This is a genomic window from Phycisphaerales bacterium, assembly GCA_016699835.1.
Lineage (GTDB): Bacteria > Planctomycetota > Phycisphaerae > Phycisphaerales > UBA1924.
In genome coordinates this window covers 1365265-1377982 of the sequence record CP064987.1, presented here as the reverse complement: position 1 = coordinate 1377982, position 12718 = coordinate 1365265, and the positions used below count along the sequence as shown (strand labels likewise).

Here is a 12718-nt window from a genome sequence, read left to right as displayed (position 1 = left end):
TCACCTCCCCACCTGCTCACCTCGCCTTTCCCCAGCCCTTCTCCCGCATCACGTTTTCGTGCCGTTCGTATACTTGGGGCAGTCCTCCGAGCACCGATCCATGACGATTCCCCTTTCCCGAGTTCTGGCCCGATTCCTCCTTGCCCTGGCGAGCGTGGCGATGGTGCTGTCGTGGGCGGGCGCGGATGCCGCGGCCTTGCTCGGCGGCGGCGAGCGTGCGGCGATCGCGGCCGATGGGAGCGGAGGGAGTGAGGGGATCAAGGTCATTCCCGCCGAGCGTACGGCGTCGCGTGTCGTGGTCATTCCCATCCGGGGCGAGATCGACGGGCGCGACATCACGCACGGGTCGGTGATGGCGACGAGCGTGCGCCGCCGATTGATGGCCGCGGAGCGCGCGGGGGCGGACGTGGTCGTCTTCGAGCTCGACACGCCGGGCGGGGCGGTGGACGGGGCGCTGCAGATCTGCGAGGCGATCAAGTCGTCGCGCGTGCCCAAGATCTACGCGTGGGTGCACAGCGACGCGTACAGCGCCGGGGCGATCATCGCGCTGGCGTGCGACGAGATCATCGTGAGCGACACGGCATCGTTCGGCGACGCGATGCCCGTGCTCGCCGGCGGGCCCATCGGCATCATGGGGATCAGCGATCCCGAGATCCTGAAGAAGATCCTGCCGCCCCTGCTCGCGGAGGTCGTGGACTCGGTGCGCCGGCACAACGAGCGCGTCGGGGCGTATGAGTGGGACGAACTGCTCGCGCAGGCGATCGTGCTCAAGGACATGCCCCTGTGGCTGGTCGAGAACGTCAAAACCGGCCAGCGGATGTGCATCGATTGGAACGAGTTCCAGATGCTCTTCCCCAAAGAGGCGACGGAGACCGGCGGCGGCGGGGCGACGCGGCTGGTGGGAACGTCGGGAAGCACGGCTGGCGGGGGGTCGAGTGGGGGGGCGGGTGGGGGTGGGGGGGGGTCGAAACTCCGGGCGATGACGGCGGGCGATGTGAACGCACAGTTGCAGATCAACTCCATGCGTCCGACGCTCACCGCCGCGGATCGCGGTGAGTGGACGCTGGTGGAGAAGGTCAAGGACGACTCGAACGCGGCGATGCTCAAGGCCTCGGACGTGGCCCACTATGGCTTCGCCTACAACGACGTCGACGCCAAGACCGGCCGCGTCACGGGCGTGGACTCGGTGGAGGATCTGCGTGACTTCTTCGGCTCGCCCACGGTCCGCGTGCTGGACCAGAGTTGGTCCGAGGGGCTGGTGTGGTTCCTGTCGTTCCTGCCCGTGCGGATCGTGCTGATTCTCGTCTTTCTCGTCGCGCTCTTTGTCGAGATGACGCACCCCGGAGCGACGATCCCCGCGATCATCGCGGTGGTGGCGCTCGTGGGCCTGCTCGGGCCGTCACTCCTCATGGGCATGGCCAACTGGTGGGCGATCGGCTCGATCGTCCTGGGCATCGGGAGCCTGCTCGTCGAGATCTTCGTCCTCCCCGGCTTCGGCGTCGCGGGGATCGCGGGGGTGATCCTGCTCTTTGGCGGATTGGTCGGAGTTGTGACCGGCTCGCGGACGCTCTTCCCCAAGACCGCGTGGGAACGCCACGAGATGGCGATGGGATCGCTCACGGTGATGATCTCGACGATCCTCGCCGGGGCGGCGATCTACTTCCTCGCGAAGCACTTCGGCTCCATCCCCGTGCTCAACAAGTTCGTCCTGAAGGCCCACACGCCCGACGACGACGAGAACGCCGATGTCCTCCGCGCGATGGACGCCGACGAGGGGCCCGTGGTGCGCGTCGGCGCGATCGGCAAGGCCCTCACGCCGATGCGCCCGGCCGGGCGTGTGCAAATCGGGGCCGAGATCATCGACGCCGTCAGCGAACTCGGCTTCATCGAGGCGGGCCAGACGGTGCGTGTCACGAGCGTGACGGCCTTCCGAATCGGCGTCGAGGCCGAGCCGAACGCCTAGAAGGCGAACTCAGAGGTCACAGAGGGGGCACAGAGGAAAACAAAGGGAAGGGATAGGTTGAGGACGCCTCCGTTTCTTCAGCCAACCAACCCAGCCGTCATCGATTCGACAACTCCTCATCCCCAGCGCCCCGTCCTCGTTTCCCAATCCCGACTTTCCTCTGTCTTCCTCTGTTTCCCCTCCGCGTCCTCTGCGTTCGCCTTCCCGGCAATAATCCGTCGATGGACTCACTCCTGACCTGGGGCCTGCTTCTCGTCGCCGCGAGCGTGCTGCTCGTCGTCGCCGAGATCTTCATTCCGAGCATGGGCGCGCTCTCGATCGGGGCCGCCGCCGCCGCGATCGGCGGGATCGTCTGCCTCTTCCGCTATGACGCCGAGGCCGGCACGCAATGGGGCTTCGTCGGCGTCGGGCTGATCCTCCTCCTGATCCCCTCGGCGATCGTCTTCGCCATGAAGTTCTGGCCGCACACCAAACTCGGGCGACGGATCATCGGCACGCCCAGCGATGAGGAACGCGAGCGGCAACTCGAGGCCGAACTCGCCGAGCGCCGCCGGCGCGACGCCCTCGTGGGACAAGAGGCCCGCGTCGTCGTCGATCTCCGCCCCGTCGGCACGGTGGAACTCAACGGCGAGCGATTCGAGGCCGTCTGCGACTCGGGGTTCGTCGATCGCGGCAAGGCCGTCCGCGTCGTCAAGATCGACGGCGGCACGCTCCGCGTCCGCAGCCTCGGCTAACCCCATCGACCATTCGCATGGACGATGGCCAGCCGCTCTCCGTGTGCCGCAACGCCATCGGCTTGGCCCTCCCGGAACGCCCGCCGGAGTTTCTCTATACTCCCCACTCGAGGACCGACACGACCCCACAGCCACCCACGCCCGTGGCCATCGACCACCGACGTTGGACTCTTTGCGGAGGATTCGCATGCACGCCCAGTCGCTTTCAACTCGCCTCTCTGGTTCCCTCCTCCTCGTGGCCCTCGCGGGCGCTCTTCCCGCGGCGAGTGCGCTGGCTCAGGGTGGTGGTGGCGGCGGCGGAGGTGGTGGGGGGAGCGGTATCTCCGACGTCATCGTCTACGTCCTCATCGGTGCCGTCGTCCTCATCTTCCTCATCGTCTTCCTCTTCCTTCTCCAGTTCTTCGGCCTGTGGATCCAGGCGAAGACCTCGGGCGCCGACGTGGGCATCGCCGACATGGTGGGGATGAAGTTCCGCCGCGTCGATCCGCGGACGGTCGTCATCAACCGCATCCGCGCCGTCAAGGCCGGCATGAACATCCCCACGAACCTCATCGAGACGCACTACCTCGCTGGCGGGCGCGTGAACAACGTCATCAGCGCCATGATCGCCGCCCACAGCGCCAAGATCGAGTTGCCGTGGCAGATCGCGACCGCGATCGACCTCGCCGGTCGTGACATCCTCGACGCCGTGCAGACGAGCGTGAACCCCAAGGTCATCGACTGCCCGGCCCACGGCGGCCCGCGCCCCACGATCGACGCCGTCGCCAAGGACGGCATCCAGTTGCGCGCCAAGGCCCGCGTCACCGTGCGGACCAACATCGCCCGCCTCGTCGGCGGCGCCACGGAAGAGACCATCATCGCCCGCGTCGGCCAGGGGATCGTCTCGACGATCGGCTCGGCCAATGAGCACAAACTCGTCCTCGAGAACCCCGACCAGATCAGCCGCAAGGTGATGGACTCGGGGCTCGACGCGGGGACGGCCTTCGAGATCCTCTCCATCGACATCGCCGACATCGACGTCGGCGAGAACATCGGCGCGAAACTCCAGATCGACCAGGCCAACGCCAACAAGCAGATGGCCCAGGCCGAGGCCGAGAAGCGCCGCGCCCTCGCCGTCGCCCAGGAGCAGGAGCACCGCGCCGAGGAGCAGCGCAACCGCGCCATGGTCGTCCTCGCCGAGGCCGACGTCCCCAAGGCCATGGCCGACGCCTTCCGCAGCGGGCGACTGGGCGTCATGGATTATTACAAGATGAAGAACATCCAGGCCGACACGACGATGCGAGAGTCCATCGGCGGCGACGGGGCGAAGTCGTAAGAGAAGGCACGAGGCACGAGGCACTAGGCATTCGGCATTCGTGATTCGTGATTCGGCATTCGTCGAACACGCCGTGGTCGTGGTGGCCCTGCCGTTGTGGACCTGTCTTTGGTGGCCCGCCTCTCCGAGGCGGGTCTTCTTTTTAATGACTGCCCATACCCCATCTCGTGGCACAGGGTGGGAGAGGTATGGGGGTGAGGGCGGTTCGCTCGCCACTCCATTCTTCGACTCCGTCCTGCCCGTCGTCTCCATCACGAATGCCGAATGCCGAATCACGAATGCCGATTCACTGACCCCATCACCCCAACAAATGTCTACCCGCCACCCCAACCCCATTCCCGGCCCAGTAAGGCCGATCGGTCGCCCCATCGCGCACTCCCTGCGCCCAATGAATCATTTTTGGGGTCCCATGAGGCCTTCAAGGGACCCCATGAGGCCTTCAAGGGACCCCGTGAGACTCTCAAGGGACCCCATGAGCCATTCCCGGGACCCCGGATAGACCATTCCTGGCCCCGGATGGTTCTCCCGGGACCCCGGATAGACCATTCCTGGCCCCAGATGGTTCTCCCGGGACCCCGGATAGACCATTCCTGGCCCCGGATGGTTCTCCCGGGACCCCGGATGGACCTTTCCTGGCCCCGGATGGTTCTCCCGGGACCCCGGGAGAGACTCACGGGGCCTCAAGAACAAATCCCGTGGTATCCCGAGATGCTTGTGGTCGGGATGGCGTGGTACGGGTGCTTCGCCAGCCCCATGATGGAGCACGCCGGCATGGGGGTTGGGGGGTGACGCGATGGCTCAGAGCGGCAACGCTTTGGGATATCCGCGATGCCCGGCAAATCGACCAGTCTTTCGTGCGCAACGCGCTTTGCTGGTGCTTGCAAAGATAGTTTCCTCTTTGTAGAATGCTCGAATGGCACCAACAACAAGATCGCTCCCGATCGCTCCCGATCGCTCCCGATCGTGAAGCGAGTTCGCTTGGGTTGAAGCATTTTGTCATTGCAAGCCTTGTCGCGATTTCGATGTCTGGATCATTAATCGAGGCCGAGCCCGTCGGAACCTGTGATCCTGCATCATTCATGCCGACCGAACCTCTGCCGCCAGGATGCGAAGAGTGGCAGCTGCTCCAGTTTACATGGAATGATCGGTACTTGTTGACGGCGTCGTCTGATACCCCGATGCACGATGGATGGGAGACACTCCCATTCTTTGCGTGCGGGTGGTATGGTGAGAATGGAGAGCCGTGCCCGGAAACGCCTCCCCCAACCACAATCACGCACCATTACTCGGACACGCTGGGTTGGGAGACGAAGGAAATCAATACGAGCGAGCATTCGGTTGACATCGCGATCGCCCTCAAGAAGTGGCTGATCGAGAAGATCGGCTACACGTACACGCTCTCCGAGGAGGAGCAGAAATCGCTCACGGGGTCCCACGTTGAAGGAGTGGACATCCAGTTGGTTCGGCAGCCATTCATGTGCCGCACACGATACTACCGACGCAGTTGGATCCGAAGATTGCGGAGAGGTGAGTTTCATCGTGACCACAACTACGCGTGGGCGCCATTCTGTGGCGGCGACAGGGACCTGACACATATTCGATACACAGTCTGTGACGAACTGATGTCGCGGGGGACCGTGATCTGGGACACATATCCGAACTATGAATGGGCACCCGCACAACCGCCTTGTGGTGGAGTGCCAATTCAGAATCCAGATCCGTGGGAAGGTAAGCGAGAAAAGCCGTGCTGTGATAACCTCTGCCAGGATCCGCCCGCGGAGCCTCATCCATGCTGTGGATGCGTCGTCCAGCAATAAACTTACGTGGTATGCGGTCGTCATCTCGGAGGTGCTCAAATGGCTCTCAGGCGTACGATTTATGGTGCTCTCTGTGTTGCGGCAGGTCTCGGGCTCTCCATAGCTGTACCGAGAATGCCGGGCGTGTTGTCGGCGCACCAGAATGATCCGCCGAACACACCGCGGACTGCACGAGATCAAGCGGTGGCAGACGCACGCGTTAGAATGCGCCAACTCTCGGTCATTGGATCGAGAGCCGATTCAGGAGATGCCGACGGTGCGATGTCAGAGTTGAATGCGATCATCTCGAACGCGAGTGATCCATTGTATCGGATCGAGTGCTACAGATTGCGTTCAAAAATCCACAGGTCTCAGCACAATCTGGCCGCCGCGCGAGAATCCCTGGATGCGGCGTCATCGTGTATCCAGCGCAATGGGCAACTTGGCGGGCTCGAGTCGCACCTCGACGCGACGCTCGCGATGGACCGTGCCGACCTTGAAGCATTCTCTGCCGGGAACAGTGACGCCGCGATCACGCTGTATGACTCGGTTGTTTCAAATCGCCAAAGTGCCTCAAGGAATGATGTTCGCTACGCCATGCAGAATGCGGCGATCCTCTGCTCAGACGGGCCAAGAAAGCCGGAAGCGGTTCGTCGTGTGGACGCGATCCTCCGCGACGCCAGCGTGATGAGTGAGATGCCCGAATCGCACGTCATCGGGCTGCGATTCTCGCAGGCATCCTGGATCCAATCGATGGGTGATTTGCATTCAGCGACTGAGAAGTATCTTGCGCTCTGGCAGGACTATCCCAACAGCACAAATGCTCAGGTCATCCACTCGGCGGTGATTGTCGCATCACTCCGTCCCGTGGGTGTCGCGTGTGCTGACAGACTCACACTCGCGAGTCTGGCGCACGCACGAATGGAGGCGGCAAGGCAGTCAAATGGCGAACTCCCGATGGAGTACAGGGACATCGAGTACCAGATTGCGATCGTCGTTGTCGATTCACAGGAGTGCGCTGGTCTTGATCCCACATTGTTGCTGTGGGCGCAACGTATTCGCAATGCGCGATGATTCCAGTTGTCTAAACAGTCGTGGTATGCCGTCGACGCACGGTTCACAGTGCGACACCGTCGCAATGTTCGTCAAAGCGTGATGGAATGGGGCGTGGTGTTGTGACATCAAGCACTGTTGCCGGTTCGGAGACGCGCCCTACCCGCCCACCCCCCGCACCACAAACCCCGGCAGCGAGCCGAACGTGCCGGCCTGCGACTCGGGCGTGACGGTCGGCTCGTGGCCGGGCTCGGCCTTCCGCACGAGCAGCGTGGAGACGCGGAAGAGTTCCGGGCGGTCGGGTTGTGGAGCGGAACTGGAGAACGGCGGGCATGGCCCGTCGCCCGCGTCCTGGTACAGGGCGCATCGCGCCTCGCCGCGATCGTCGAAGGCCGCGGCGAGGGTGATGGTATCGGGAACCGGCGTCGTGATGAACTGGGTCACGGGCCCGAGCGGGATCGCCCGGCCCTTCCTCACAAAGAGCCTCGGCAGGCGCGGCAGGAGCGCGGCATCTTCGGGCGCGAGCGCGGAGACATCCAGCGGCTCGAAGGGAATCCAATGTCCGGGAATCTGCGTGTGTGGCGACGGGCCGGGTTGGGGGGGGTGGGCGGGCGCGGCACGATTGAAGACCACAGGCGACGGCACGCCCGGGATCGAGGCGCAAGACGCGGCGGAATCCGGATGACTCGGCGTGCCCGTCACGGCGGGACTCGCGAGAGCGACAGCGTTCGCGGCGGTGTCCCCGCGCGGCGCGAGGTCGCACACGACGAGGATGTCGGGCCCGAGCAGGAACGCCGAGTCGAGGGCGCGCAGGCGCGGGTTCTTCGGATCATCGAAGAAGACCGGCCGCACGATCGGCGTCCCCTTCGTCGCGGCGATGTGGAAGAGGGAATAGAGGTAGGGAATAAGCCGCATCCGCCGCTCGAGCGCGAGCCGGCAGATCCGCTCGCACGTCTCGCCGAACGACCACGGCTCGTGCGGCACCGACTCCTTGATCGAGTGCCCGCGCGCGAAGGGCAGGAGCGCCCCCACGCCCATCCACGTCGCGAAGAGGTCGGCGTCGGCGTTGCCCACGAACCCGCCGATGTCGGGGCCGCAGAACGGCTGCCCGCTCAATGAAAGATTGAGCGCCATGGGGATCGACCATCGGAGGTGGCGCCAGTCGCTGCGGTTGTCGCCGGTCCAGCACGCGGCGTATCGCTGCCCGCCGAGGAAGTTGGCGCGGGTGAGCACGAACGGGCGCTTCCCCGGGCGGAGGCGCTCGATGCCGGTGCGGGTGGCGCGGACCATCTGCATGCCATAGATGTTGTGGTACCGCGCGTGGTCGCCCGGACCGCCGAGGTCGTCGTCGGCCTGGTGGCGGTTGGTCGCGGGCATGGTCTTCTCGCCGGCGTCAAAGACGGCCGGCTCGTTCATGTCGTTCCACACGCCGTCGACGCCCTTGGCGAGAAAGTCGGAGTACTGCGTCGCCCACCACTCGCGCGTGTCGGCGCGGGTGAAGTCGGGGAAGGCGCAGTCACCCGGCCAGACCTTGCCGTGGTACTCCCCGCCGTGCTCGCTCGTGATGAGCAGCCCGCGCTTCGACGCCTCGGCATACGGCGAATACTCCGGATCGACCTTCAGCCCAGGATCGATCATCCACACGGCTTTGAAGCCCCGCTCGTGGAGCGAGTCGTTGAAGGCCTTGGGGTTGGGGAAGGCCTTGTCGTCGAAGGTGAAGCAGCGGAACCCGCGCATGTAGTCGATGTCGAGCCAGAGGCAGTCGCAGGGGATCTTGCGATCGCGGAAGCCCCTGGCGATGGACTCGGCACGCTCGGCCGATTCGTACGACCAGCGGCACTGGTGGTACCCCAGCGCCCACGCGGGAGGCATGGGCATCAGGCCCGTCAGCCGCGCGAGTTCCTCGACGACCTCCTGCGGATGGTCGCGCTCGATCACCAGGCACGCCGGCGCCGGGCCCATCGTCGCAAAGAACGCGGCCCGCGGACGACGCAGGTCGATCGCGCACCGATGCGTCGTCTCGACGATGATGCCGACCGATGTGCCGTCGGGCCGAACGCAAAGGACGAACGGATGCGACTGGTAGAGCGACGGGGAGGTGTCGTTGTAATCGAACGCGTCGGTGTTCCACAGCGTCGTGCGCCTGCCGTTGCGAAGAAGCGGCCCCGCCTGTTCCCCCGTGCCATAGAACGACGTCCCGCGCGGCAGGCGGAACTCCACGCCGCTCACCTTGCCCACACGAGCGGCGGTGGGGCGCACACTCCAGCCGACCGGGAGCGGGCCGATCGGCTCGGGCGCTCTCAAATACGCCGGGAAGGGCGCGGGGTCGCGTCCGTCGGCGGGAAAGAACCGTGCAACGCGATCACCGACAAGCACACCGCGTTGATTTCGGCGGGTGCTCGTGGATCTCGGGATGGCAAGATCGCCCGCCCGCGATTGGAGCGCGGGGCGATCGTGGGTGTGCTTCGCGTCGGAGTCGGCATCCAACGTGTCGTCTCCTTCCGCGTGGAGAGATCGATTACTTCGCCTCGCTCAGCCCCAGGTGCTCGAGGAACGCCCGCATGTCGGGCTCGCGACCGAGGAAGTCGCGGACGAGGTCCAGCCCGTCCTTGGTGCCGCCCTGCGAGATGACCTTGCGCCGATAGTCGAGGCCTACCTCGGGGTTGAGCAGGCCCTCCTTCTTGAACCGCGTGAACATATCCGAGGCGTACACCAGCGACCACATGTAGCCGTAGTACCCGGCCTGATACCCCACGAGGTGCCCGAACGACGCCTGGAAGAACGTCTCGGGAACGGGCTTGAACATCGTGGTCTCTTCGAATGTTGTCGCCTGGACCGCGATCGTGTCCACGACGCCGTCCGGCGCCGAGTGGTAGCGCTGGTCGGTGAGTCCATAGAAGACCTGGTTCTGCGCGTCCATGCCGCTCGCGAGTTTCTGGGCGGCGATCATCCCGTCGAGCGTCGCCTTGGGGAGCGGCTCGCCGGTCTTGTAGTGCTTCGCGAAGAGATTGAGGACGTCGGCGTTCCACACCCAGTTCTCGAACATCTGGCTCGGCGCCTCGACAAAGTCACGCTCGACGCTCGTCCCCGAGAATCGCCCGAGGCTCGCCTCCGACACGATCGTGTGCAGGCAGTGCCCGAACTCGTGGAAGAACGTCTCGACCTCGTCGTGGGTCATGAGCGACGGGGCGTCGGCGGTCGGCTTGGTGAAGTTGCACACCAGGGCCGCAAGGGGCTTCTGCTCCGTCCCGTCCATGAAGAACTTGTGCTCGAGCAGGCCCCACTGGGCGGCATGGTTGTACTTGTTCGGACGCGGGTACAGATCGAGATAGAACTCGCCCAGGACCTTGCCCGAGGCGTTGTCGCTGACCTCATACAACTTCACGTCCTCGTGCCAGAGGTGGCGCCCGCGCTGGCTGGCCTCGGCCGTGACGTCGCGATAGGTCAGCCCGTAGATCCGCTGCGTGACCTCGAAGAGCCCCTCGACGACCGATTGCATCGGGAAGTACTGACGCACGACCTCGGGGTCCACGCTGTACTTCTCCTTGAGCAGGCGCGTCTTGTAGAACGAGTAGTCCCATGGTTCGAGCACCGCATCGGCGCTGGCGATGTGCGTCCGCTTGAGATTCTGCATCTCCTCGAAGTCGATCTCGGCCTTCTTGCGGACCAGCGGTGTGAGTTGCGCATAGAACGACGCCACGTTCGACGAGGTCTTCGACATCAGCACCTCGGTCTCAAAGTCCGCGGCGTTCGCGAAGCCAAGCAGCCTCGCCTGCTCGGCGCGCAACTTGAGGATCTGCTCGAGCACACCGACGTTCTTCTCCCCGCCGCGGCGCTTGTACGCGATCCACATCTTCTGACGCGTCGCCTCGACCTCGCACATCTCCTGCACGGGGATGTACTGCGGATACGACATGTTGACCTCGTACATCCCGCGCGCCTGCGGCAGATTCTTGAGGAACTCCTCGGGCATCCCGCTCAACTCACGGGCCGAGAAGAAGAGCGTCGTCGCGTCCTCGCGGATGTTCCGCTCGAACTCGATGCCCAGACGCGTGATCTCCTTCTGGACGTCGGTGAGTCGCGCACGGTCGGCGTCGCTCAGCATCATCCCGTCACGCTTGAAGTCGCGAAGGACGAACTGCAGCAATCGCGCCCGCTCACCGCTCAGCGTCGGGTTCGTGTCCGCGTACGCCTTCACCGCGTTGAACATGTCCTTGCGCTTGCTGAAGGTGATGAGCCAGTTCGCGACGTCCTCGGCGGCCTTCTCGCCCATCTCTCGCTCGGTGGCGTCGGTCGAGACATAGGCCATGAACTGCGCCATGCTCGTCTCGCCGTTGAGCCGAGAGAGCAGGTCGTCGATGGCGCCCAGCGTGTTCTCGAAGGTTCGCTTCTCGTTGGGGATGGCCACGATCGCCGCCGCCGCCGCGTCCGCACGAGTCAACGCCGCCGCCACAGGCGACGCCGACGCCTTCGCCGAATCCGCCGGCGGAGCATCGTCCACCGCCAACGCCCTCACCGGCATCGCCACCAGACCGAACAACACGAGAACACGCAAAGCCTTCATCATGGTACTTCTTCTTTCTCGATCATCCCGGAGCAGGTTCACGCGGGTCGCCACCACCGGCATCCCGCCTCCTTCCAGGGCCAAAACAATAGCAGGGGCGATCCGACGCGATCCCGGAACGTGACGGGGTCGGCAGCCGCTTCACTCCGGACCACGGTCCGACGGTTGGGTGAATGTACGATGCGGCATGCCCCGTGCCACACCACCAAAGCGTTCGATTCGTGCCACGAAACCAAAGCCGAAGAAGTCCACTTCGCCGAAGCCGCCGCCGAAGAAGCGTGTCGTTACGAAATCACGACCGAAGACCACGACCGCTGCAGCGCCAGCGAAACCGCGCACGACGCCCGCGCCCGCTCGTACCGCCAACGTCACCGGCCCCTTCTTTGGCTCGCATCTCTCCATCGCCGGCTCCATGGTCAACGCCCTCCACGACGCCGAGCGACTCGGGCTCGACGGCGTCCAGGTCTTCACCAAGAACCAGCAGCAATGGAAAGCCAAGCCTCTCGATCCGGCCATGGTCGAAGAATGGCGAACCGAGCAGGCGAGACTCGGCTGGAACGAGCGCACCGTCTCCCACGCGTCGTACCTCATCAATCTCGCGAGCGTCTCCGATGAACTCTTCGCCAAGAGCGTGGACCTCATGACCGACGAGATCGAACGCTGCGAGACCCTGGGCATCCCCTTTCTTGTCCACCATCCCGGCTCGAGCGTCGGCTGGACCCGCGAACAAGGCATCGCGCGGATCGCACGCGCCTACGTGGAACTCTTCAAGAGGACTAAGGGCTCTCGCACCGTCTCCTGCCTCGAGGGCACGGTGGGCGCCGGCTCGACGCTGGGTGGGCCGTTCGAGGATCTCCAGGTGTTGCGCGCGCGGATCATCGAGGCGACCGGCGAGGGTTCTCGTGTCGGGTTCTGTCTGGACACCTGCCACATGCACGCCGCCGGGCACGACCTCTCGACGCGCGCGCAGGCCGACGCCGTCCTCGACCGGTTCGACGAACTCTGCGGCCTGGCGCACGTGCGGGTGATGCACCTCAACGACAGCAAGGGTGCCGCGACGAGCAAACTCGATCGCCACGAGCACATCGGGGCAGGGACGATCGGGCAAGGCGGCGGAAGGGGCGGGCTATCCAACTCCGGCTTTGCCGCCGTCGTGAATCGGCCAGAGTTGCGCGGTTGTCCCATGATCATGGAAACGCCCAAGGGCCACGACGCCGACGGGCAGGACCACGACCTGCTCAACGTGGCGCGACTGCGGGGTCTGGTTGGGTGATGCACGGGGTCCGGATAATC

7 protein-coding genes are annotated in these 12718 nt (G+C 64.8%); 5 read left to right on the top strand and 2 right to left on the bottom strand.

Translation table 11 applies throughout. From position 1 onward, the window contains the following. The first annotated feature begins 100 nt into the window (after window positions 1–100). From IPK69_05705 to IPK69_05690, 4 genes are all read left to right on the top strand, one after another. Window positions 101–1963, top strand: a complete 1863-nt coding sequence (locus tag IPK69_05705; GenBank protein ID QQS10113.1) for a hypothetical protein — start codon at window positions 101–103, stop codon at window positions 1961–1963. A gap of 221 nt (window positions 1964–2184) precedes the next feature. Continuing rightward, window positions 2185–2697, top strand: a complete 513-nt coding sequence (locus tag IPK69_05700) for a hypothetical protein (GenBank protein ID QQS10112.1) — start codon at window positions 2185–2187, stop codon at window positions 2695–2697. Window positions 2698–2884: 187 nt separating this feature from the next. Continuing rightward, window positions 2885–4012 carry a flotillin-like protein FloA gene (gene floA / locus IPK69_05695; GenBank protein ID QQS10111.1) on the top strand — a complete coding sequence of 376 codons (1128 nt, stop codon included), beginning with the start codon at window positions 2885–2887 and terminating at the stop codon, window positions 4010–4012. 2021 nt (window positions 4013–6033) lie between these two features. After that, window positions 6034–6882: a hypothetical protein gene (locus tag IPK69_05690; GenBank protein ID QQS10110.1), complete on the top strand. Its 849-nt coding sequence runs from the start codon at window positions 6034–6036 to the stop codon at window positions 6880–6882. Between the two features lie 138 nt (window positions 6883–7020). Here IPK69_05690 and IPK69_05685 read toward each other — a convergent pair whose 3' ends face one another. Both IPK69_05685 and IPK69_05680 read right to left on the bottom strand, forming a co-directional pair. Next, window positions 7021–9348: an alpha-glucosidase gene (locus IPK69_05685; GenBank protein ID QQS10109.1), complete on the bottom strand. Its 2328-nt coding sequence runs from the start codon at window positions 9346–9348 to the stop codon at window positions 7021–7023. 31 nt (window positions 9349–9379) lie between these two features. Then, window positions 9380–11428: a Zn-dependent oligopeptidase gene (locus IPK69_05680; GenBank protein ID QQS10108.1), complete on the bottom strand. Its 2049-nt coding sequence runs from the start codon at window positions 11426–11428 to the stop codon at window positions 9380–9382. A gap of 184 nt (window positions 11429–11612) precedes the next feature. Between IPK69_05680 and IPK69_05675 the strand changes: the two genes are divergently transcribed. Further along, window positions 11613–12698, top strand: coding sequence for a deoxyribonuclease IV (locus tag IPK69_05675; GenBank protein QQS10107.1), 1086 nt, complete (start codon window positions 11613–11615; stop codon window positions 12696–12698). Window positions 12699–12718: the final 20 nt, after the last annotated feature.